18 protein-coding genes are annotated in these 23308 nt (G+C 39.9%); 7 read left to right on the forward strand and 11 right to left on the reverse strand.

All coding sequences use genetic code 11. The features are described from left to right. Positions 1-265: 265 nt before the first annotated feature. A complete protein-coding gene (locus JK629_RS03050) occupies positions 266-3514 on the forward strand; it encodes a CHAT domain-containing protein (protein WP_202337163.1) in 3249 nt (1082 codons plus the stop codon). Here the strand turns inward: JK629_RS03050 and JK629_RS03055 are convergent. Further along, the gene (locus JK629_RS03055) at positions 3511-4593 is read right to left on the reverse strand and encodes a diphosphomevalonate/mevalonate 3,5-bisphosphate decarboxylase family protein (RefSeq protein ID WP_202337164.1); all 1083 of its coding nucleotides are present in this window, start codon (positions 4591-4593) and stop codon (positions 3511-3513) included. The genes JK629_RS03050 and JK629_RS03055 overlap by 4 nt on opposite strands. A gap of 366 nt (positions 4594-4959) precedes the next feature. Between JK629_RS03055 and JK629_RS03060 the strand changes: the two genes are divergently transcribed. From JK629_RS03060 to JK629_RS03080, 5 genes are all read left to right on the forward strand, one after another. Further along, positions 4960-6549 (forward strand): T9SS type A sorting domain-containing protein, encoded by a 1590-nt coding sequence (locus tag JK629_RS03060; RefSeq protein ID WP_202337165.1) that lies wholly within the window; start codon positions 4960-4962, stop codon positions 6547-6549. 163 nt (positions 6550-6712) lie between these two features. Then, a complete protein-coding gene (locus JK629_RS03065; RefSeq protein ID WP_202337166.1) occupies positions 6713-7102 on the forward strand; it encodes a hypothetical protein in 390 nt (129 codons plus the stop codon). A gap of 195 nt (positions 7103-7297) precedes the next feature. Beyond that, the gene (locus tag JK629_RS03070) at positions 7298-9628 is read left to right on the forward strand and encodes a T9SS type B sorting domain-containing protein (RefSeq protein WP_202337167.1); all 2331 of its coding nucleotides are present in this window, start codon (positions 7298-7300) and stop codon (positions 9626-9628) included. Positions 9629-9709: 81 nt separating this feature from the next. Further along, the gene (locus JK629_RS03075; protein ID WP_202337168.1) at positions 9710-10810 is read left to right on the forward strand and encodes a DUF4407 domain-containing protein; all 1101 of its coding nucleotides are present in this window, start codon (positions 9710-9712) and stop codon (positions 10808-10810) included. Between the two features lie 151 nt (positions 10811-10961). Next, positions 10962-13964 (forward strand): aminotransferase class III-fold pyridoxal phosphate-dependent enzyme, encoded by a 3003-nt coding sequence (locus JK629_RS03080; RefSeq protein WP_202337169.1) that lies wholly within the window; start codon positions 10962-10964, stop codon positions 13962-13964. 30 nt (positions 13965-13994) lie between these two features. On the opposite strand, the gene JK629_RS03085 is transcribed toward JK629_RS03080, so the two are convergent. After that, positions 13995-15026 carry an AI-2E family transporter gene (locus JK629_RS03085; protein ID WP_202337170.1) on the reverse strand — a complete coding sequence of 344 codons (1032 nt, stop codon included), beginning with the start codon at positions 15024-15026 and terminating at the stop codon, positions 13995-13997. Between the two features lie 150 nt (positions 15027-15176). On the opposite strand from JK629_RS03085, the gene JK629_RS03090 reads away from it, so the two are divergent. Continuing rightward, the gene (locus tag JK629_RS03090) at positions 15177-15605 is read left to right on the forward strand and encodes a YybH family protein (protein ID WP_202337171.1); all 429 of its coding nucleotides are present in this window, start codon (positions 15177-15179) and stop codon (positions 15603-15605) included. Here JK629_RS03090 and JK629_RS03095 read toward each other — a convergent pair. From JK629_RS03095 to ruvC, 9 genes are all read right to left on the reverse strand, one after another. Then, on the reverse strand, positions 15602-16597 hold the full coding sequence (locus JK629_RS03095) for a metal-dependent hydrolase (RefSeq protein ID WP_202337172.1): 996 nt from the start codon (positions 16595-16597) through the stop codon (positions 15602-15604). The genes JK629_RS03090 and JK629_RS03095 overlap by 4 nt on opposite strands. 108 nt (positions 16598-16705) lie before the next feature. After that, a complete protein-coding gene (locus JK629_RS03100) occupies positions 16706-17530 on the reverse strand; it encodes a hypothetical protein (RefSeq protein ID WP_202337173.1) in 825 nt (274 codons plus the stop codon). A 170-nt stretch (positions 17531-17700) separates the two neighbouring features. Beyond that, positions 17701-19473: a MutS-related protein gene (locus JK629_RS03105; protein WP_202337174.1), complete on the reverse strand. Its 1773-nt coding sequence runs from the start codon at positions 19471-19473 to the stop codon at positions 17701-17703. A 17-nt stretch (positions 19474-19490) separates the two neighbouring features. Then, positions 19491-19850 carry an MmcQ/YjbR family DNA-binding protein gene (locus JK629_RS03110; RefSeq protein ID WP_202337175.1) on the reverse strand — a complete coding sequence of 120 codons (360 nt, stop codon included), beginning with the start codon at positions 19848-19850 and terminating at the stop codon, positions 19491-19493. Then, complete coding sequence (locus JK629_RS03115) at positions 19847-20458, reverse strand: DUF4230 domain-containing protein (RefSeq protein WP_202337176.1); 612 nt, start codon at positions 20456-20458, stop codon at positions 19847-19849. Before JK629_RS03115 ends, JK629_RS03110 begins: the two co-directional genes overlap by 4 nt. Positions 20459-20462: 4 nt before the next feature. Continuing rightward, entirely contained in the window at positions 20463-20813 is a 351-nt protein-coding gene (locus tag JK629_RS03120) for a DUF4260 domain-containing protein (RefSeq protein ID WP_202337177.1), read from the reverse strand. Position 20814: 1 nt separating this feature from the next. Then, entirely contained in the window at positions 20815-21561 is a 747-nt protein-coding gene (locus JK629_RS03125) for a cyclase family protein (RefSeq protein ID WP_202337178.1), read from the reverse strand. After that, on the reverse strand, positions 21561-22709 hold the full coding sequence (hemW, locus tag JK629_RS03130) for a radical SAM family heme chaperone HemW (RefSeq protein WP_202337179.1): 1149 nt from the start codon (positions 22707-22709) through the stop codon (positions 21561-21563). The genes JK629_RS03125 and hemW overlap by 1 nt, the downstream gene beginning before the upstream one ends. A 1-nt stretch (position 22710) precedes the next feature. Continuing rightward, the gene (ruvC, locus tag JK629_RS03135) at positions 22711-23271 is read right to left on the reverse strand and encodes a crossover junction endodeoxyribonuclease RuvC (protein ID WP_202337180.1); all 561 of its coding nucleotides are present in this window, start codon (positions 23269-23271) and stop codon (positions 22711-22713) included. Positions 23272-23308 lie beyond the last annotated feature (37 nt).

Genomic DNA, 23308 nt, shown 5'->3' on the forward strand with positions numbered 1-23308 from the left:
AGATAACCATTTTCGCAATTATGTTTTCAGAAATATATGTGAACATATCCATCTATAAACCTTCCCAATTTGCTGTATATAAGTTTTGTAAAATTATATTTAGGTTTTTTTGAGTACTTTTTTAGACTAATGCGGCTTTTTCCAAATGTGTCTTTTTAGGAATCTGGAAAATTTTTAAAACCCAAAATAATTTGAAGAAAAATTATTTGTATCTTTCATAACATTATCCCCCGGAATTAATTTAATTATTTGGAAATTCTAAATTATGATAAATAAAAACCGGAGATTTGCCTTTGCCTTTCCACTACTGTTTCTTTTCACATTTTTTCTTGGGTTTACACAGGAAAAAAACACAACAGTAAAAAAAATCCAAACCCTTATTGAACAGGATTCCTTGGCAGCAGCACGTACCGAAGTAGCAAAAAGCATTGCTTTCTATAAAGCCGAAAAAAAATACGATAGCCTCTATAGCTACATTCAGTTTGAAGGAAGTTTTAAATTGAACAACGGCAACAAAAATCTTGCTGTTAAAAAAGCCGAAAATCTTACAGAAGAAATAAAAAGACACGCCAGTCCACATTATATAGTGGAAGCCATAACCGAACTGGGCTGGATATACGATGATGCGGGCAAGCACGAAGAGGCATACAAACTACTTAAAACTGCAATTCCCTTTGCCCAAAAAAACACAGAACCCAATAACACCGATCGGGCAGGCCTTGAATACCGCCAGGGATTTTACGCATCAAAACTGGGCGATTTTCCATTGGCAAAATCACATTACCTTAAAGCCTTAAAATTATTGATAAAAACAGGTCAGCAAGATTATGTGTTTTACAACCAAATCTATAATGCGCTTGGCGGAATGATGTGGCAGGAAGCAAAACTGGACAGCGCCAAATATTATTTTCAGGAAGCCGTGAATGTTCTCGAAAAAACAGATGAAACCGATATAATGAATCGGTATTACCGTCCCGCATTAGTAAAGATGAACCTTGCCGTGCTGTGGAATGCTTTGGGAAAAAATCAAGAAGCCATCGCCATTTCAGAAGAATCAATCGAAGGGTTTCAAGAATATATAAACCGTTCTACCGATGAAGCCCGTACTTATAAGGCAAAAAACCATCAATTCATAGTCATTGATAATATGGCCACTTTCTACAATACGCTAGGGGAACATTCGCGCGCCCAGGAATTAATCGAGTATTCTTTTGAACAAAAGAAAAAACTTTTTGAGGAAAACGATATTAATATTATCATTTCAAACATCATTCTTGCGGAAGCAAAAACAGCCAGCCGTGATTTTGAAGGTGCCGCCAAAAATGCCGATACCGCCTTACTACTCTTAAAAAGTAGCGGCAGCGCAGATTTGTATTGGGAAGCAGCAGCCCTTTCTACCCGAGCCACTATTTATGAGCACGAGGAAGATGTAGATAACGCCGCCCTTTTTTATGAAAAGGCTAGAATAGTCTATCAAAAAACGATGGGCACTACCTATACCAAAGATTTTTTAGACAATATTATGGAATATTCCCTATTTGCCGCTAAAAACGGAAAAAAGGAAAAAGCCCTCGCGTTGGCCAATGAAACTTATAATTTTACCCATAACGGAGATTTCAAAAACACACTACAAGAGTTTTACCACACCGTAAACCTCGCACAGGTATATTACCATTTAAAGGAGTATGCAGAAGCAGAAAAATATAGTGATGAAGCACTCCGCTTCAACGTTTTAGATAAAGGCGGAAAAATAAGCACAACAGATTCCATCCTTACCCAATACAGAAAGCCACAAGCTTTGCTGATAAATGCAGCATCAAAATACTATTTGGCAGAAAACAAAAATCCTTTTCTCTTAAAAGAACTTTTGCAGCAAATTGAAGAAGGAATTTCCATCCTGGACCAACGCAAAAAAATAATTACCAACCACGAAGATGTAACGCTTCTAATAACCGAAAATGAGGAACTTTTAACTTTTGCCGAAAAATTACGGCTGGAACTCTATGAAACCACTAAAAATCCACTGTATTTAGATAAGCTTATCGCCCTTCACGAATCCAGTATCTACAACCGTATCCGTTCGCGACTAAACCTTCGGGATAACGTTCGTTTTCAGCACATTCCAACACAGGTATTAGAGCGCGAAAGCACCCTAAAAGACCAAATGAGGTCTTCTTTAAATGATTCGGAAAACGGCAGCCTCTACTCCTTTTTTGAAGCTTCTGAAAACTGGGAAAGCTTTTTGGATTCGCTCAAGCAACATTTTCCTAAATACTATAAAATGCGCTATGCCACGTTGGAGGAATCACTGACCGATCTTCAACAAAAAATTCCAGAGAATACAACCGTTGTGCGGTATATTTTTATTGAAGATCAACTGTATGCTTTTGTTGTTTCTCCCTCAATAAAAAAAATGGTGCGTTTAAATTATACTTCGGTCAAAAACCACATATCAAAAATAAAAAATGATGAGTTTTCCGTTGAAAAAACCAGACCGTTACTCTATGAACTATATAGGGCGCTCTGGTTTCCTCTGGAAAAATACGTGTTTAGTCATAAAGTAGTAATCGTGCCTGACAGAGAACTTTTCAACTTAAGTTTTGAAACGCTTACGCCCAAACCGATAAAGAATTTTCAAGAAATGGCCACAAACAGTCTTTTGGCAAAATATGATATATCATACAATTTCAGTTTGTTGCTCTATAAGGACCAAGGCAAGGTAGCGGATTACTCTTCCGATTTTATTGCCTTTGCCCCCGGCTTCAACAAAAAGATGAAAGAGGAATACCAACTGGCTATAAAAGATTCGGTAAAGCTGGATAAAACCTATCTTACCCTTTTGCCCCAACCCTTTAGCGAGGAATTGGTAAAACAGTATTCCAAAATTTTCAACGGCCGTTATTTTGTAAATGAAAACGCAAGCAAGGATTTATTCATTAAACAAGCTAAAGAACATAAAATAATCCACATAGGCACCCACGCAGAAAGCAACAATATTAGTCCAGAGTTGAGCAGACTTATTTTCGCAAAAAAGACCGAAGTCAAAGAAAGTTATGATGAAAACTCATTGTATTCCTATGAAATTTACAACATAAATCTTTCGTCAAACCTTGCCATTCTCACTGCCTGTGAGACTGGCAAACCCACCTATCAAGCCGGTGAAGGAATGATATCATTAGCACACGCCTTTAATTATGCCGGAAGCGAAAGCATCTTGACCAGTCTTTGGGAAATAGATGAAGAATCCAGCGCAAAAATTGTAAAGTTATTTTATGATAATCTTTCCGAAGGGATACCAAAAGACGAAGCACTGCGCAAAGCTAAACTACGCTATATTGAAACTGCGGAAGGGCGTACTGCAGCACCACAATATTGGGCAGGACTCGTTCTTATTGGCGATACCGCCTCCATAGATTTAAAAACTGGTGCTGCTTGGTGGTGGTATTTGTTGGCTGGAATTGTAGCTCTTGGACTTGTAATGCTTATTGGCAATAAAAAGGAAAAGACGGTTTAACGCTGGATATTGATAGCCCCCAAACCAACCTCATCTTCAATAAACTCTCCGTTTTTGCAATACTGCGAGAGTTCCTTTTTAATGAATTGCAAGACGGTATCTTTTTCAACTTTTGGATAAAGTACGTGCACATTGGCACCGGCATCCAGTGTAAAGCAAAGGTTGCTATTGGTTTCTTTGCGAAATTTCCAAATGCAATTTATTATTTCCAGAGTGTTCGGTTTCATCAATATAAAATATGGCATAGAGGTCATCATCATGGCGTGTAGCGACAAAGCCTCGTGTTCCACTATTTTAATAAATTCTGTAAGATCGCCACTTGTAAAAACTGGAAGTAATTTGGAAAGATTTTCCTTTGCCTGCCGAAAGCGCTGTTCAGCAAAATGGTGATCCACCATCAAATTATGACCCACGGTGCTACTTACCTGTTTTTCGCCTTTATCCACTAAAAGAATAGTATCTTGATAACCGCTAAAATTTTGATGGATCTCAAAAGGATATTGTGTTCCAAAACAGTTGTTGCTACCCTCAATTTCTGTATGTTCACCCCATACAATCAAAGGCCCCTCTACACTTCGGCAAGCGCTCCCAGAACCTAATCGGGCAAGAAAGGAAGCTTTTTCATTAAAATAAGAAGCGGTAATATCTGGCTGCATTTGGCGCTCCATGTCCATCAAGCAAAGTGCCAATGCACTCATCCCACTAGCAGAAGAGGCAATCCCGCTACTATGTGGAAAACTGTTTGTGGTTTCAATTTTAAATTTGAAATCATTCAAAAATGGCAAATACACCACTACCCTTTCAAAAAACTTTTGAATCTTCGGCTCAAAGGAAGTTTCCCTGTTCCCATCGAGAAAAACCTCAAACTCAAACCCGTCAGTTTGTTTCTTTTCATAATTAAGAAGAGTTCGGGTATGGCAGTTTTTCAAGGTAAAACTGATGGATGGGTTCAGTGGCATTTGCTCCCCATATTTACCCCAATATTTCACCAAGGCAATATTGCTCGGCGATTGCCACCCAACTGTTCCAATAGTCAAACTTTGGGAGTAATTGCAAACTATAAACCTGTGTTGCGGCATAGTGATAGGGATAGATAACAAAGGTAAAACAAAATTACTTGTAATGAAAGTGATGACATAGCAAGAGCTGTTTCGATAAAGATATGTGCATACTAGAGAAGGATCTACCTTTTTAAGGATTATAAAAGAATAATTCCTCAATAGCTTGTAAGGTTGAACATCAACCGGGAATGCCCCTAAATATGGGGCATTTTTTTTGGCGAGACGAAGGAATGCCTACCCCAAAATAGAAATTGAGAAATTGAAAAACGCATCCCCTGCTTGCCCTATCAGTCTTTCCCCTTTTGCCTTTATTCTTTTTCCGATTAGCGATGACATTTCTCGAACCTACCGATGATACCCTAGTAATCCTTAACAACCAAAATAATGAAAGCTTCAATTACTTTTCTAGCATACCTCTTCGGTACATTCTGTTTGTTTTCCCAAGACCCGGCCATCCTTTGGCAAAACACCATCGGCGGTAGCAATACCGATTTCTCAACTGCATTTCAAGCCACTACCGACGGCGGGTACATTCTTGGCGGCTATTCAACAAGTAATATTTCTGGCGACAAAACCGAAAACAGCAACGGCCAGATTGATATCTGGATCGTAAAAGTAGACGATACCGGAAACATCCAATGGCAAAACACCATCGGCGGAGCGGGAGATGACTATCTTATCTCCATGCACCAAACCACAGATGGCGGTTATATATTAGGCGCCGGTTCAGATTCAAACATTTCTGGCGACAAAACCGAAAACTCCCGCGGAGGTTTGGATTATTGGATATTAAAACTAGATGCAGCAGGAAATATTACTTGGCAAAAAACCTATGGCGGCAACCAACCCGAATTTGACACCTACATAGTTCAAACCGCAGATGGCGGGTATTTTGTGGGCGGGTACTCCGATAGCGATGTAAATGGAGACAAAACCGTGCCTACCAATGGACAGCGCGACTTCTGGGCACTGAAACTGGATAGCAGCGGAAGCATATTATGGCAGAACAGCATAGGCGGCAGTTTGGTTGACCGTCCACAAGCTGCATTTCAAACTAACGACGGAGGTTTTATAATCGGAGGTTTTTCAAACTCTCCAATTTCAGGTGATAAAACCGAAAACACACGCGGGGGCAATGATTACTGGATAGTAAAGCTTGACGCAAGTGGAACTGTACAATGGAACCGAACCCTTGGCGGAAATGATAGCGATGTGTTTCGGGATATGGTACAATTGGCAGATAGCGGTTATCTGGTGGGCGGCTATTCCAAATCTAATATTTCGGGAGACAAGACCGAAAACTCACAGGGCGATTATGACGCCTGGATTTTAAAATTGGACGGCAGCGGCAACTTGCTTTGGCAGAACACCATAGGCGGCAACGGCATTGATTACCCGCGCGATGTAATGCAACTCTCCGATGGCACCTTTATGGTTGCCTGCTGGAGCAATAGTAACATAAGTGGCGACAAGACCGAAAACAGCAATGGCGGTTATGACTATTGGCTTTTAAGACTTAACTCTGTGGGAGGTATAATCTCCCAAAACTCCATCGGCGGCGCAGCAGATGAAAGCGGCTCTTACATCCTTCCAACTGCAGATGGCAATTTTGCCATGTTCTGCTCCTCAGACTCAAACATCTCTGGCGACAAAAGTGAAAACAGTGAAGGTCTAGACGATTATTGGATATTTAAAACCACCCCGGCAATTCTTGGCCTTTCGCAAAACACCTTTCCCTCGCCCATCAGCGCCTATCCAAACCCAACAAACGGCAAGTTTACTATAAACCTGGGGCAAACCTATTCAGAGACCAATGTCACTATCACCAATATGCTTGGCCAAGTTGTTTCCACCTCGAACAGCAAAAACACACAAACAATAGCTGTGGAAATCAACACTTCGGCAGGTGTATATTTCGCAACCCTTACAACCAGTACCGGCAATCAAGCCACCCTAAAAATAATCAAACAGTAATTTTTTAACCGGATATTAGCCAAATGGAAAAGCCCCTTACAAGGGGCTTTCTTCATGCCTTTTTTCCTTCATATTAATCTACAGATATTCAAAAAAGCATAAAAATTGCTATCTTCACAAAAGTTTAAAAATGCAATAAATCAATTCATTAAAAAATATACCTATGAAAAATGCAATCATGCTATTCGTTCTCGCCCTTTTTGCCACTTCAGTACACAGTCAGTCGCTTACCCAGAAAGACCTCACCGGTACTTGGCTCGTCACAAATATTGAAAATAGCAGCAGCAACCCAAAAATGGCCGCAGCAATGGAGAAAGCCGTTATAAACCTATATGCAGATAACAGTTTTGAAATAAAGGAAAAACAGGACGACGGCCCTTATTCCTACAAAACTACCACAAGCAAAAATGCCACCTGGACCTTCAACCCAAGCACCCAGACCATAAGCATTACGCAAAGCAAGATGACATTAAAAGTTTCGCAAAGCGGTGGCAAAACCTATTTTACTGACTCAAATAGTGGACTAAAATTTGAAGTTTCACAACCCATGTAAAAAGCGTATTCTGTATACTTTTATTTTTAAACCATTGCAAAATCCCCCCAGGATCGTGCAATGGTTTTTTTATTCCGAAAAACAATTCCTCCCACCCAAAGGGAAAAAGACTAAACTTTAATAAAAGAAACTTGAAACCAGCACCCAGAAAGCATAAATTTGCACCCGCTATAAAAAAGTTAGGAGTACCCCTTGATGAAGTCTATTGTTTTTCTGTGGTTTGCCCTGTGCTGCATCTGTCTATCCCTAGCACAAAACATTCAGGTAGATGCTACCACCTACACCCCCCAACAACTGGTTGAGGATATCCTAATAGACAGCGGCTGCATCAGCAACGTACAAATAACCGGCTCCACAACCGGCAACTTCCCCGATGGTGACAGGAGTTTTGGCTATTTCAATGCCAACGGCAGCAATTTCCCTTTTGAAAAAGGCATTGTAATGAGCACCGGCAAGTTACAAAACGTCCCCGGTCCCAATACAACCCTCAGCGATGACGATGCCCCCAATTGGCCCGGCGATCCCGATCTGGAAAACGCCCTCAACATCTCAAACACCACCAATGCTACCATCATCGAGTTCGATTTTGTCCCTAATGCAGATAATATACAGTTCCGCTACCTCTTCGCTTCTGAAGAATATCAGCAAGGCGATCCCAACACCTGCATTTATAGCGATGCCTTTGCCTTTTTAATCAAGCCCATTGGCGGTGCATACACAAACATTGCCCTCGTTCCGGACACAAACACCCCTGTGCTTGTCACCACTGTCCATTCGGGCATCCCCGGCGCCTGTCCTCCCATAAACGAAACCTATTTTGAATGCTGGAATGGGCCAAATGTGCCCATAAACTTCAACGGACAGACCAAAATTCTCGTTGCACAAACCCCCGTAACCGTCAATCAAGCCTACCACATAAAACTTGTAATCGCAGACGAAGCCAATTACCGTTACGACTCCGCCGTTTTTTTGGAAGGTGGCAGTTTCAACATTGCGGCCAACCTCGGTCCAGACCGAAGCTTCGTTACCAACAACCCCCTTTGCGAAAACGAAACCTACATCCTCGATGCTACCCCGCAGGGCACCGCTCCTCTAGGGTACAAATGGTACAAAAACGGCATTATTATCCCCGGTGAAACCTCCGCCCAGCTCGCGGTAACCACTGCTGGTATTTATAAAGTAGATATAGACTATGGCAACAACTGCATCGCCTCAGATGAAGTATTGATTGAATATGGCGGCCCGGTAGCCGTTCAAAATACTGAGCTATATCAGTGTGAACCCCTCGCAAACGGCCTAGCTACCTTCAATCTTTTTGATGCCGAAGAAATAATCATCAATGGAGACCCCTTACTTCGCGTATATTCATTCCATAAAAGCCTCACGGAGGCCCAAAACAACATAAACCCAATAAGAAACCCCGAAAGATATACCAATACCCAGCCAGATGAAATAGTATATGCCCGCACCGTGTCCGATTATGGCTGCGTAGGCGTGGCAGAAGTAACCCTAAAAACCACCACAAACACTGTTTCCGATTTCTTTTTGGTGAATTGTTCCACAGCGGGCACACCAGGTTTAGCAAGTTTCAATTTTTCTGAAATCACTATAGAATTACAATCCCTCTTCGGAAACAATGCAGCAGTAACCTACCATAGCTCTTACAGTGAAGCCATTTCACAAACCAATACGTTACCCAATCCCTTCACCAATACCCAAGCAAATTCCCAAACAGTCTATGCTCGAATCAGTGGTGCCCGTGGTTGCCTAGGCACTGCCAGAATCCAACTGAGGGTAGTCAACACCCCAGAGTTTGATGGAGATGAAACTTACATCTATTGTCTAAATACCTACCCCAGTACCATAACAATAGACCCAGGTTTCATAGGAACAATTTCAGATGCAACCTTTAATTGGTCAAACGGTGAAACCACCCCCTCCATTGAAGTTAATGAACCGGGCACCTATACGCTAACTGTCATCCGTAGCAAAACCATCAACAACGAGGAGTATTCTTGCAGCAATACCCGCACATTTACTGTGCTTCCTTCCGAAACTGCTCAGCTTACTTATGAACTTACGGGCAATATTGGCAACCCCATCCTCACAGTAATTGCAGAAGGCACGGGCAGTTATAGCTACTCGCTGGATAATGGCCCTTATCAGCAAAGTCCCGTCTTTGAAAACCTGAGCCCTGGTGAGCATCTTCTTACGGTTAAGGATATAAATGGTTGCGGCTCCACAACCATCACGGTATATGTACTTGGTTTCCCCAATTTTTTCACTCCAAATAATGATGGTTACCACGATACTTGGCAAATAGCGGGTCAAAACCCCGACAGCCCCCAATTACAAAGAATAGAAATATACGACCGTTTCAGCAAGCTACTCTATGTACTCAATAAAAACAGCAACGGTTGGAACGGAACCTACAATGGTACCCCAATGCCCTCGTCAGACTATTGGTTTAAGGCTATTTTCAAAAATGGAAGAACCTATCGCGGCCATTTCACCTTAAAACGGTAGCACATTTTCACAATTTCTTAGGTCAGCCTGTAACAAACTGATTCAAATTGCGTTATATAAACTCATCAATCTAAAAAACCTATGTTACAACGCTTTTTCATCTTCTGCTCCGGCGCAGATACCGCCATCCTTGACGAATGTTCGCCAGGGGAACGCACAAAATACGCCGGCATTGGCGCCACCGTTTTTTTTACAGCCGTTATGGCCACCATCGCCGCCGCTTATGCCCTCTACACCGTCTTTGACAATTACTACTCCGCCATTTTCTTCGGAACCATTTGGGGGTTGCTCATCTTCAACCTCGATAGATTCATCGTTTCAACCATCAAAAAAAGAAACAGTTTCTTTGATGAATTGATTCAAGCCTCCCCAAGGATCGCGTTGGCAATAATCATCGCCATAGTTATATCAAAACCTTTGGAAATGAAGATTTTCGAAAAGGAAATCAATCAGGTTTTGCTCACAGAGAAAAATGAAATGACCCTCGCCAACAAAGACCAATTGGCATTGCAATACACACCTTCCGTAAAAGCCCTAGAAACTGAAATTGAAGGACTAAAAAGCGAAATAACTACCAAAGAAGCCGAAGTAAATGCCCTTTATGATACCTACATTTCAGAAGCTGAAGGCACTGCCGGCACACAAAAATTGGGCAAAGGCCCAGTTTACAAAGAAAAACGCGAAAAACACGACGCCGAACTCGCCGCATTGGCTGAACTAAAGAAAACCAACGCAGAAAAGATAACCGCAGCTGAAGCAAAGATAGCAAACCTCGCTACCGAATACCAAACCAAGGTCGCCAACACACAACCAATCATCGATGGCTTTGATGGATTGATGGCGCGTATAAATGCGTTAAACAAACTGCCGTGGTTGCCTTCCCTATTTATCTTTTTACTCTTTCTTGCTATAGAAACATCGCCTATTTTAGCCAAACTCCTTTCCCCAAAAGGCGCTTATGACTTAAAGTTGGAAGAACAGGAAAGCGCATTAAAGTCTTGGGTTGTCCAACAGAAAACACAACGCGATGTGCTCGTAACCACAGACCGCGACATAAACAACAAAGTGTACGCAGACATAGCCGAAGAAAAAGAACTTTACGATTACAAGCGAAAAAAGGCCCGAGAGCTTATGCAAATGCAGGCAGATGCCTTTTATAAAAAACAGAAAAGCGTTCTATAACTTCAAATATATATCAAAGTCCAAAAAACTCCTCCCCTGTTAGTGGGAAGAGATTTTTTAAATTGAGAATGCAGTTGAAAAAGACGGAGAGGGAAATGGTTCAAATGCTGAATTTTCAGTAATATTGTTATAGAATTACCCTCACAACACTATGCATAAAACCACCCCCGACCAAGCATCACAAATAGCTCAAAACCATTATAACATTTCAGCCAAGGCTTCAAAACTTGACGGCTATGTTGATGAAAATTTTCTACTGAAAACTGCTTCTGGTGAAAAATTTCTTCTGAAGATTGCCTCCGAAGAAAATAGCGGACAACTGGATTTTCAAGTTCAAATCCTAAAACACCTTTCAGAAAAAAAACTTGATGTTTCCCTTTCCGAAGTTGTTCCAAGTAAGGAAGGAAATTCGCTTACTTCCCATCAAAAAAATAAAACCGCAAGAGTATTGACCTGGCTTCCAGGCCGGCTTTGGGCAACGATAAACCCAAAAACCGAAAATTTAAGAAATAATTTGGGCGAAGCCGCCGGAAGTTTGACAATGGCGCTTCAAGATTTTGAACATCCCGCCGCGCACCGAAATTTGGATTGGGATTTGGCAAATTCAGCGTGGACTTTAAAATATATAAATCGGTTTTCTGGGAAAGAAGAAGAGATTATAAAATACTTTCACAACCGTTTTGAAGAAATTAAAACCAATTATAAAACACTTCCAAAAAGCATTGTACACAGCGATGTGAATGATTATAATGTTTTGGTTTCAGATGATCTCCTTGATCCAAAAGTTACGGGATTGATTGACTTTGGCGATGCAGTTTTCACACAAACCGTCAACGACCTCGCCATTGTTTTGGCTTATGCCGTCATGGATCTCCCCGATCCGCTCCCTGCAGCGTTGGAAGTTATAAAGGTCTACAACAAACACTACAAATTTTCAGAAAACGAACTGTATTGTCTGTACACTTTGGTTGGAATGCGCCTCGTTACGACCGTTACGAACGCTTTGCTTAAAAAGGAGGAATTTCCCAACGAAAATTATTATGTAATCAGCGAAAAACCTGCGTGGGATTTGCTGAAGAAATGGTTTAATGTGAATGAGGATTTCGCCACTTATGCTTTCCGAAATGCCTGCGGAATGGAAACTCATCCACAAGCAAAAAAATTTGAAACTTGGGCCTCCAAAAATACCTTTCAGCTTTCAGAATTGTTCCCAACAATTGCCAAAAACGAAATTCATTTGCTAGATTTAAGCCCTGCAAGTACTTGGATTGGCAACAAAAATGATTTCAACAATCTCGATTTGTTCCAGTTTAAAATTGAACAACTTCAAAAGGAGAATCCATCACAAATAATTGCTGGCGGCTATTGCGAACCACGCCCACTTTACACGGCTTCCTCCTATGACAAAGAAGGAAATAACGGCCCCGAAAGCAGAACGATCCATTTGGGAATTGATTTTTGGCTGCCAGCAGAAACGCCCGTCCACGCATTGTTTGACGGAACAGTAGTAACCGCCGTAAACGATGAAGGCTACAAAGAATACGGCGGATTGATCATTTTAAAACACACTTTTGGTGCTTTGGAATTTTTCACGCTTTATGGACATCTTTCCCTAAAGAGTATCTCAACTATTTCCGAAGGAACTCATTTAAAAAAAGGAGATTGTATTGGCTATTTGGGAGATGAAAACGAAAACGGTGTTTGGGCGCCACATCTTCATTTTCAAATTATGCTCTCAATGCTCGATTATAAAATTGATTTTCCGGGCGTAACCTATTTTAACCAATTGTCCGTTTGGAGCGGCATTTGTCCAGACCCGAATCAGCTTTTCAAAATAGATAACCTTAAAACAAAATACGTTCAATCTTCTGAAAAAATGATCAATTTCAGAAAAGAACACCTTGGGAAAGGGTTGAGCCTTTCCTATGAAAAACCGCTGCACATAGTCCGCGGCGAAGGCCTTTATTTGATTGACGCTAACGGTAAAAAATATTTGGATACCGTAAACAACGTAAACCATGTGGGCCATCAACACCCAAAAGTTGTTGCCGCTGGACAGAAACAAATGGCGGTTTTAAATACTAACACACGCTATTTACACGAAGAAATAATTAGATATGCAGAAGATTTATTGAAAAAATTACCGCCTCATTTATTAGTAATCCACTTTGTGAATTCTGGCAGCGAGGCCAACGAGCTTGCGTTGCGAATGGCAAAAACCGTTACAGGAAATAAAGATATTTTGGCTATAGAAGTTGGCTACCATGGCAATACAAACGCGGTGATGGATGTAAGTTCCTATAAATTTGAAGGCAAAGGCGGTTTCCCAAAGCCTGAAACAACACACATTCTTCCGCTTCCGGATTCCTTCCGAGGAAAATATACTTCTGAAAATTGCGGAATTGATTATGCAAATCACGCAAAGGAAATCATTCAAAATTTAAAAGCTGTAGGAAAAGAAATTGCAGGTTTTATTGGGGAAAGTATGGTGAGTTGTGGCGGACAGATTGTTCCCCCGAAAAACTATTTCAAAGAAGTTTATAAACACGTTCACGAAGCTGGCGGAATCTGCATTGCCGATGAAGTGCAAACAGGTTTCGGACGCATGGGCAAAACTTTTTGGGCATTTGAACTTTATGATGTTCAGCCAGATATTGTAACAATGGGCAAGCCAGCCGGCAACGGGCATCCACTTGCCATTGTTGCATGCACAAAAGAAGTGGCGGAAAAATTCAACACGGGAATGGAATACTTCAACACCTTTGGCGGCAATCCTGTTTCCTGCGCCATTGGCCGAACTGTTTTGGAGGTTGTTGAAGAAGAAGGTTTGCAAGAGAATGCGCTAAGAGTTGGAGGTTTTTTAATGGTTGAATTAAAAGCTCTTCAAAAACAATTTCCAATCATCGGCGACGTGCGCGGCGAAGGTTTGTTTTTGGGTTTTGAATTAAATGATTCAGAAAAAAATCCGTTGCCCGAACACGCTTCCTATTTGGCAAACAGAATGAAACAGCTCGGTATTTTGATGAGCATTGACGGTCCGGACCACAACGTTTTAAAAATAAAACCACCTATGGTTTTCAGCCAAGAAAATGCAGAAGAACTTATCTACAGATTAAATACTGTTTTTGGAGAAGATTTTATGAAGAGTTTTTAGAAGACAACTATCTGCATACTTCTACAACAATCATTCGTTTTTTTTAATCAAATACGCATAGGGTTCCATGCCTTTGGTATGTTCAAATATAACTTTCAGAACCCCAATAATTGGCAGAGCAATAATGGCGCCCACCATACCCCAAAGCATTGAGAAAAGAATTATTCCGAACACGGTAATAAAGGGATTCAAATTGGTTTCATCCCCAATAATCCAGGGGGTCAACACGTAATTTTCAAGAAGTTGTGCCGCCGAAATCACACCAATCACAATCAAAGCCGGTGTAGTACCTGCATAAAGATATGAGAGAATCACCGCAATGCCCCCACCAATTATATTACCAACATAAGGAATAATTGAAAAAAGAGCGGCAAACAGTGCCAAAAACAATGCATACGGAACTGAACCGAGACTAAAGCCCAAGTAATATATTACGAAGAGAAAAATCATAATTTTACTTTTTCCCAAGAGATATTTACTTATTATTCTTGATGATTCAGTTAAAATTGAAGTCATGCCAGACGTGTTTGAAGCCAGTTTTTTGAAAAAATTCATAAACATCTTTTTCTGCATCAATAGCAGCACCACATAAACGAAAATGATAAGTGATTGAGATAGTAAATTCATAACGCTCGATAAAAAAGTAGTAGCAAAGCTTTCCGCTTTTTGCACCAAGCGTTTATTATTTTCTATATAGTTTTGATAATCCCAGTTCAGCCGTTGATTTGCCCATTCTGAAAGACTGTTAAGCTTTTCACTTGCCTTTTCTTTAATGGTGGGCCAATCGTTGCCAATATTGCTTATTTGTGAACCAATAAGCCACGAAAGCAGAAAAAATACAATAATCATAAGTACTAACGATAAGGTTATAGCCAACCAATTGGGAAGCCCCCACTTTTTGAATGTTGTTGTGGGTTTGTCAAGCAATACAGCTATAATAGCAGCAACCAATAGTGGCAATATTAGGCTCGTCCCTACATAGCAGAGCGTTAAAATTCCCCCTACAATTAGTAGAGTTTTTATTAAATAACTTCCCGAAATGTCAATTTTGGAATTTGTCAAAAGTGATTTTTTAAATTAGTTGTTTACTGTCTTACATTGTAATGTAAGAAAATTTAAAGGATTTTTTTATACCCGTGAGAAAGAAATGATGAGTTGAAATCTTTATTTGTAAATTTAAACGGACTTTTAAATGAACCTCAAATAACCATTATGAGAAAACTATTTACTTTTATCTGCTTAATTGCAACCCTTAACGCTATTTCCCAAACCGAAGCTGAAGACAAGAAAGCAATTCTAACAGTTTTGAAAATGCAGGAAGACGCATGGAACCAAAATAATCTTGAGGATTTTATGCAAGGGTACTGGAAAAGCGATTCCTTGAAGTTCTATGGCAGCAATGGACTTACACAGGGCTGGCAAAAAACCTTGGACAATTATAAAAAAGGATATCCATCAAAAGAGTACACCGGAAATCTTTCTTTTACAATTGACGCCATTACCAAAATTGAGAAAGATTCTTATTACCTAATGGGCCAGTTCCATTTGGTTCGTGATGCGGGAAATGCAAATGGAGTCTTCCTTATCATATTCAGAAAAATTGAAGGTGAATGGAAAATTATTGCAGATTTGAGCTGTTAATTTCCCTTTATCCGTTTCCAAAGATCGGAAAGTAATTTTCCTGCATCACGGGTGTTTTTTGCTTCTTCCGTGACAGTTACTTCATTGCCTTCCTTTTCAATGAGAAAGCTAAAGGCAAATTTTTCGGATTGGGGATCAACGCTCATCATTCCAAAACGCAGATCGTTCAAATAGAGTCCATCCGGCCTTTCAGTAATGGTGTACCAACCTTTTGTGATTTTTATAAGCCGTTGTACTTTTTCTTCTTCAGCTAATTTTTCAAGCGCCCCATGATTTTTTGGATGAGTAAAAAACTGAATCGGTTTTGTGTCAAAAAAAGAATAATCACCTATTAAAAAAGCATCTTCGGTTTCCACATTTGCAGTCCATAAAATAGTGTTCATTGGGCTAGGCTTGGTTTCCAAAGCGGTGTAGGCTATGTTTTGATTCTTGAGCGCAGCTTCAAATTTAGTATATGTTATTCCCTTCAATAGTAAGGTAAGCAACATATACCCACTGCTCACAATCAACCCCAGATTATTGAATCTTCGCCTTTTGATGCTTCCTCTTTTTTGAAGCATGGCCATAATCAAAAACACCAAAAACGGTAACGTATAGAGTGGATCAATCACGAAAATATTCTTATACGCCAACCGAAGATCGAAGGGCCAAAAAAGTTGCGTGCCCCAAGTTGTGTGCGCGTCTAACAATGGATGTGTTACAAAGCACAGAAACCAAAACCAAAACCATTGCTTGAGAGTGGCGCGTTTGTCCCAAAGCGAAAGCAGCCAGCCAAAAAGCAATCCGAAAACAACCGCAAAAACAATGGAGTGCGTAAACCCGCGATGGATTTCCAAAGCAGAAACGGTATCGGTAAAATAGTTTGCAATAACATCCAAATCTGGAATAGTTCCAGCGATTGCCCCCAAAACCATTGCTTTGTTCCCAATCTTTTTACCTAAAACCGCTTCGCCCACGGCAGCACCCAAAACAATCTGTGTTACTGAATCCATTAAAAGCTAATTTACAACAGCTAGGCAGCGAAAATACATTCTTATTGGGTATAAAAAAAGGATGCTTTTTTAAAACATCCTTTTCTAAATATTTTAATTCTGAATTTTCTATTTCGAAAGTTCAGCCACTAAAGTATAGGCAGAATCTCCATGGACGCCTGTAAAATATTTGTTCCATTTCTTACCTCTTTGCTTTCCTGTATCCCCAGGCCACGCTTGAGAAATAAGAGCCCCGTTTTTGTCAAACATCTTTTCCAAATCGCACATAGAATCTACAAAAAATGCTTCCACAAATTCAGTTTTGTCACTTCCCCACGCGTGTACATTAGGGTAATAGCCTTTTATGTATTCGTTTTTAGAAATAACCTTCGCCATATTTTCGGCGCGCATTTCATTAAACTCATTTTGGGAACCATCATCTGGAAAAGTAAAGTAGGTGCGGCGAATGTACAGCACCAAGTCTTTATCATTGTCCTGCGGAATTAATTTGGCGCCGTCCAAAGGAGCATATATTTCATCAGAATGTTTTGCTGAAAAATAATCATCACGATTTTTGAAAAACTTTTCTCTGGCTTTTTCATCAGGCCAAGCCTGTTTTGCGAGCTCTTCATTTCGCTTTGCTGCTTTTTCCATTGCTTCCCAGGATGGATAAGTCTGTACATACAGTACTTCTGAATTGTCTGGCGAAAAAAGATGCGTATAATATGATGCTGAAGAAATATACTCATTCTTGGCAACAACTTTCTGTAAATACTCTTTTTCAACTGCTTTCCAAGCATCCATGCTAAAATCTTCTTTATCCATATTCCAGTGCATGGTGGTAGCGGAAAGATACTTTGGCCGGTTCGTCTCATTTTGCGCGAAAATGCTAAAATTCAAAAGCAGCATAATTGATGCTATTGCAATAAACTTAAGGTTGGTGGTTGTTTTCATAATCCCATAAAATTAAAATTAGTATAAATATTAAAATTGATTACTATTTAATATTTGGGGCAATCTGAGGAGTATAAAAAGCTGAAATAAGAGGTTTATAAGGGAATAAACTGTACTAAAAGTACTAAAAAAATAATTACAAACAATTGTTTTTCTGGTAATTATAGAAATCAATCCACAATTTGCATTTTCTTCAGCAGAAAGGAGGCGTTCATATTTTCACAGATTCCGGGCTTAAAAGTGTAATCGAAAAGGAGTTCGTCGTTTTCAATTCGGGCATCGAAGAAATAATTTTTTACTTCGGGCAGTTCTTCCGCAGCTACACAAAGACTCAAATCGTGTGTGGCGATGATTCCAGTGGAATTGCTGGCCACAAGCTTTTCAACAAATTTTCGGGAACCAATAGCTTTATCGGTACTGTTCGTTCCTTTCAAAATTTCGTCAAGAATAATAAAATAGCGGTCTGTTTTTATTTCGTCCACAATAAATTTTAAACGTTTCAATTCACTGAAAAAGTAAGATTCATCATCCGTCAAACTATCTGTAGTACGCATACTGGTAATGAGCTTTATGGGATTATATTCCGTCTTTTCGGCACAGACCGGCAGGCCCATATTTCCCATTACAATTTGAAGTGAAACGGTTCTTAGAAATGTACTTTTTCCTGCCATATTCGCTCCAGTAACAATGAAAAATTCTTCCGAATTGATCTGAAAGTCGTTGCGTACCATTGTCGCTTCCCTTAATAAGGGGTGCCCGGCACCTTTCACTTTTAAAACGGGAACATCTTTACTGATCTTGGGAAAAACATAACTCGGATGGTTAAAACCAAAATTGCCAAAACTGTTATAGGCATCAAAAAAAGTAATCACATCAAACCACACGGGAACACTCTGTTTATGAGCCTCCACCCATTGCTCTATGTTGTAGCTTTGTCGTAAATCGCGCAACATAAAACCATTTGCAATGATGCCGATGAGCATATTGCTGCGTTGGTCCAGCGCATCCAAATGTTTGGCAAATTTCTTTAAAACCGAAGAAGCTTTTGAAGTAGTATCTACAATTAAATTTCTCTTTTCGGAAAGCAATGCTGAAGAAAATTCTTGGGTTTCAATTTCTAAAATGAGCTTGTGAAACTGCTCAAAAGTGCTTTGAATTTTTGAAGTATGCGATGAAAGATCGTTAACCTTTTTTAAATACCTGCCAGAAATGGCCAAGCCCAAAAAGAACCAGCCCGCCAAAGCGTAGCCGGATATCACATCAAGATAGTTCAGAACAATCAATATTACGGAAATGAGCGAAAAAACAAGTGACACAGGTTTTACCCACTTCGGGACAAAAGCTTTGTAGTTTTTAAGCCAATCGGTTACTTCGGTCGCGGAAACTTCGGTTTTTACCAAAGATGCAATTCCTGAAAAATGCTGTCGCCATTTTGGCATTTCAGACAACTCGTTTATTGCTTGTTGCTTTTTGGGGATAGCATCAATTTCGTTTTCCGTAAAAAGTTTTGCCAAAAAATCTGACCCGCTTTCCAAGGCAGTTCTATTCAAATATTGAAAAAAGGAGCCTCTTCCAAAAAGATCTATATCCTGGCTGTAAAAATGAAGAGGATCTTTGTATTTTTCGCCAGAAGGCAAATGATGGAAGACTCGATTCATTACTTCAAGCTCGGTCTCATTTTGGGCAATCAAAGCTTTTATTAGTTCACGCTCGTACTGTAGATTGCTGTGCTTTGAAACCAAATAAACAAATGCTATAACCGCTGAGACAATAATGGCTATAACTACTTTTACATTTCCGAAGAAAAAATAAACTCCTGCACAAGCAAGCAAAAAAGCCACAAGCCTGATCGTGCTGGAAAGTGCCAATTTACGCTTTACTTTTTGTAGATCCCCTGCGTGGATATCAATCTGTAATTTGTAAAAATCGGAAGAATTCTTCATTTAGTTATTGCGTTGTTTTAAAGCGACAGAAGTTCGGCCTGAAGTTTTTTGGTCAGACTATTTACCACCAAATGATAGGAGTGATCAATTAATTCTAAAATCAATCCATTAGGAATATTTCTTTCCAGTTCCACGGTGTTCCAATGAACCTTGCTCATATGCCAGCCTGGGCGAATGAGCCCGTCATACTCCTCCCGTAGTTCGATAGCGCGCTTGGGGTCGCACTTTAGATTCACGGTTGCAGGGTGATTTTCAAGTCCCGCGAGTGCGAACATCTTGCCCATTACCTTAAAAACGAGCACATCCTCACCAAAGGGAAATGATTCAGTAACTCCTTTTTTGGCAATGCAATATTCACGAAACTGTTCTATATTCATTGCTTTAATTTGGGTTTTTCCGCAGCGGCATAAAGCGCAGCATAGTCTAGTTTCCAATTGATTGTTTCTACTAATTTTTCCATTAACTGGATAGTTTCCAAAGCTTGTTTTGAGGCTTCGTTGAAAAGTCCACTTTCGGGAATTTTATCTATTATGTGTTTTTTAGCTTCTTGGTTAATTTCGGTCAAATCTGTTGCGGTAAAAGGATTTGCCCAACCTTCACGCTTGTCGTAATATTTGAAATCTGTTTCAATAGTTAGCAGTTCGGGCTGGGGAAAATTGGTTAAAATAATAGTTCGGTTTTTTGTATCGGCGTGCATCTTCACTTTTGTGAGATCAAACCCAATGTGTGCCTTTGCTTCAATCAAAACCAAGGCTTTCTTTTTTCCCAATAGTAAATTCAGCCATTTATCTTTCACATTTTCGTAATGGAAAATTTCAGAAAAATCACCTTCTACGGTAATAAACTTACACACACTGCGGACTTTTTCCATCAAAATTACCGACTGTGTGTTTACCCGCTCACGCTTTCGGCCACTGCTGAAACGTGCAAAAAGAAAGTAAGCTAAAATGGCTCCAACGGCCAAGCCAATAAAAAGATATTCCATGGTATTATTTTCCAATGCTTCCCAAATGTGTATTTTTAAAACTGTCGGGGTATTTTAAACCGTAACCAAAAATTCTGTCAAAAGATGCGTGTGAGAACAAAATTACACCTATTAAAATTAACAATGAATTGTTCAGATAAAATCCTGATAAACCAATGGCAATGCCAATCGCTTTATGGTGAAAAAGGTTATAAGTAAAAGCGCCAACTTTAGTATTTATCAAATATCCCAACATTCCAATATCTGGTGTAAGCAGCAATGCCGGAAACCACCACCACGCATAATCCAATTGTGAAAAGAGAAAAATCCCGAAGAGAAATTGCGTCAATTCCTCAATTTTTAAAATCGTTTTCATACTAGAAAATTTTATATAAAACTGGCTTACTGGGCGAAGCGTCGTTATGGAACGAGGCTATCTGCAAATTCAACAAGTAGCTGCCATCTTCAATTGAAGAAGGTACATAAATTAGTTCCGTAATTGTACAATCCTCCCGTGGGGCATCTGGAAAATTCCAAAACGCCTTGTGCGCCAAAAGTTTGCCTTCGTCCTTTTCCTTATCTACCGAAGGTAAATCAATCAACAAATGCTTTACACCTATTTTTCGCAAAAAGAGAGCAGCCTTTTCGTGAAGAAATGGCCAATTGGTATCGGACCAATGTTTTGATTTTTTATCTGAAGTATTCGGAAGCGTTCTGATTACAATGGCTTCGGGCGTTATTCCGTCTAAGGCTTTTGCAATGCTTTCTTCAGAAATGGTTTCGTCTTCCCCAACTTTTTCGGGTTGTACCGAAATCACTTCGGCTAAAAAAAAGAAGGTTTTTAATGAATCATTTATGGAATGAAATTCTTTTGAAATATGACCGAAACACTCGGTATGTGTGCCGTGAGCATGAGGGTTGAAAAACACATTATTGAAATTCACCGAAGCACCTTTAGAAACCTTTCCTGTCCAATCACCCATTTTTACAGGCTCAATAGTAGGTTCGTTTTGATACCACGCCAATGGGTTTTTTTCGGAAGCCTGTAAGGGTATTGAAATATCCAAAGGCTTGGAAAGATCAACGAGTATTGTTTTATGTTTAATTTCAAGTGTTGCTTTCATCAATCTAAATTTACTAAGAATAAGTCTGCCGCAATGCCATCACTCAAAAACTTTCCTTTTTTTGAAATTTTTAAAGTATTGCCTTCAAGGATTAAAAGCTCATTTTTTAAAGCGGTTTCGGCTTGTTTTGAAAGATAAGCTGAGTATTCCTTTCCAAATTCATTTTCAATTCTTTCAAGGGAAACTCCCTTTTTGGTGCGCAAACCTGTCATAATATACTCGTTATATTTATCTTCTTTTGAAAGTAATTCCTGTTCAGACGGAAGTTCGCCAGCCTCAATACTTTTTATGTATTTCGTGTTGTTAGCTACATTCCAACTGCGAAATTTTCCATTGTAACTGTGCGCCGAAGGGCCAATGCCCAAATAAGGTTTGCCTTCCCAATAGGCAGTGTTGTTTCGGGAATGGAAACCGGGCTTTCCAAAATTTGAAAATTCATAGTTCTCTAATCCAGCTTTTTCGGTTTCCGAAAGTAAAATTTCGTAATGCTCTTTTGCCGCTTCTTCATCCACCGGCGGTACGATGCCCTTTTCAATGAACATCTTTAAGGCGGTTTTTGGCTCAACGGTCAAAGCATAACACGAAAGATGGGGAACATCGAGGTTTAAGGCAATTTCAAGATTTTTTTTCCAGCGCTCATTGGTCAATCCGGGGATGCCATAAATTAAATCGATGGTGATGTTTTCAAAATGTTGTCTCGCCTCTTTTAAACCTTGCAATGCTTCGGAAGCATTATGGGCGCGGTTCATTAGTTTTAAATCTTCCTCAAAAAAAGATTGGATGCCTATTGAGAGTCTATTTATCCCAATGGCTTTATAGTCGCTAAAAATAGTTCTCGCCTGCGCTCGAACTGACACAATATCATCTGGGTTTGCTTCCAGGGTTATTTCAGGTTTTTCCGAAACTTTATAATTTCTGTAAACTTCATCAATCAACACTCTTAAATCCTCAATCGTTAATAATGAAGGCGTGCCGCCGCCAAAATAAATCGTTTCTACTTTGCCACTCAACTCATTTTTTCGAAGCATCAGTTCTTTACACAATGCATTTACCAATTCACTTTTTTTCTTTAAGGAAATGGAAAAGTGAAAGTCGCAATAATGACACGCCTGTTTGCAAAAAGGAATGTGAATGTATATGCCAGCCATATTATTTATCTATTCGCCCTTCGTTCTGTTTGACAAAAGCGGCCCAGCCTGTATAGCTTTTCCCAACTTCAACTTTCCCCGAGTTGTAAAAGTGGCAAACAGCAGCAGCCAACCCATCGGTACTATCTAAATTCTTCGGTAATTCTTTTAAGCTCAAAAGACTTTGGAGCATTTTTGCAACCTGTTCCTTACTCGCGTTTCCGTTGCCGGTAATGGCCATTTTTATCTTTTTAGGTGAATATTCGGTAATGGGAATTTGTCGCGAAAGTCCCGCCGCCATTGCCACACCCTGTGCCCTTCCAAGTTTGAGCATGGATTGTACGTTTTTTCCAAAGAAGGGTGCTTCAATGGCAATCTCGTCTGGATTATGTGTGTCTATAAGTTCAACAGTGCGTTCAAATATCAATTTCAGTTTAAGGTAATGATCGTCATACTTTTTTAATTGCAGCTCGTTCAGTTGTATAAACTGCATCTGCTTTCCCACTACTTTTATGAGTCCGAAACCCATAATTGTGGTTCCGGGGTCGATTCCTAAAATTATCTTTTCAAATTTATCTTTCATGGACAGAAGATTCCCGCTTTCGTGTGGAAATTAGTAT

It is taken from the genome of Aequorivita iocasae, assembly GCF_016757735.1.
GTDB lineage: Bacteria > Bacteroidota > Bacteroidia > Flavobacteriales > Flavobacteriaceae > Aequorivita > Aequorivita iocasae.

What these genes read in the sequence shown, in the direction of transcription:
- JK629_RS03075 (WP_202337168.1), top strand. Translation starts at nt 9,710, where the DNA reads ATGTTACAACGCTTTTTCATCTTCTGCTCCGGCGCAGATACCGCCATC.
- JK629_RS03060 (WP_202337165.1), top strand. Translation starts at nt 4,960, where the DNA reads ATGAAAGCTTCAATTACTTTTCTAGCATACCTCTTCGGTACATTCTGT.
- JK629_RS03070 (WP_202337167.1), top strand. Translation starts at nt 7,298, where the DNA reads ATGAAGTCTATTGTTTTTCTGTGGTTTGCCCTGTGCTGCATCTGTCTA.
- JK629_RS03055 (WP_202337164.1), bottom strand. Translation starts at nt 4,593, where the DNA reads ATGCCGCAACACAGGTTTATAGTTTGCAATTACTCCCAAAGTTTGACT.
- JK629_RS03095 (WP_202337172.1), bottom strand. Translation starts at nt 16,597, where the DNA reads ATGGATTCAGTAACACAGATTGTTTTGGGTGCTGCCGTGGGCGAAGCG.
- JK629_RS03120 (WP_202337177.1), bottom strand. Translation starts at nt 20,813, where the DNA reads ATGAAAACGATTTTAAAAATTGAGGAATTGACGCAATTTCTCTTCGGG.
- JK629_RS03125 (WP_202337178.1), bottom strand. Translation starts at nt 21,561, where the DNA reads ATGAAAGCAACACTTGAAATTAAACATAAAACAATACTCGTTGATCTT.
- ruvC (WP_202337180.1), bottom strand. Translation starts at nt 23,271, where the DNA reads ATGAAAGATAAATTTGAAAAGATAATTTTAGGAATCGACCCCGGAACC.
- JK629_RS03090 (WP_202337171.1), top strand. Translation starts at nt 15,177, where the DNA reads ATGAGAAAACTATTTACTTTTATCTGCTTAATTGCAACCCTTAACGCT.
- JK629_RS03110 (WP_202337175.1), bottom strand. Translation starts at nt 19,850, where the DNA reads ATGAATATAGAACAGTTTCGTGAATATTGCATTGCCAAAAAAGGAGTT.
- JK629_RS03100 (WP_202337173.1), bottom strand. Translation starts at nt 17,530, where the DNA reads ATGAAAACAACCACCAACCTTAAGTTTATTGCAATAGCATCAATTATG.
- hemW (WP_202337179.1), bottom strand. Translation starts at nt 22,709, where the DNA reads ATGGCTGGCATATACATTCACATTCCTTTTTGCAAACAGGCGTGTCAT.
- JK629_RS03065 (WP_202337166.1), top strand. Translation starts at nt 6,713, where the DNA reads ATGAAAAATGCAATCATGCTATTCGTTCTCGCCCTTTTTGCCACTTCA.
- JK629_RS03050 (WP_202337163.1), top strand. Translation starts at nt 266, where the DNA reads ATGATAAATAAAAACCGGAGATTTGCCTTTGCCTTTCCACTACTGTTT.
- JK629_RS03080 (WP_202337169.1), top strand. Translation starts at nt 10,962, where the DNA reads ATGCATAAAACCACCCCCGACCAAGCATCACAAATAGCTCAAAACCAT.
- JK629_RS03115 (WP_202337176.1), bottom strand. Translation starts at nt 20,458, where the DNA reads ATGGAATATCTTTTTATTGGCTTGGCCGTTGGAGCCATTTTAGCTTAC.
- JK629_RS03105 (WP_202337174.1), bottom strand. Translation starts at nt 19,473, where the DNA reads ATGAAGAATTCTTCCGATTTTTACAAATTACAGATTGATATCCACGCA.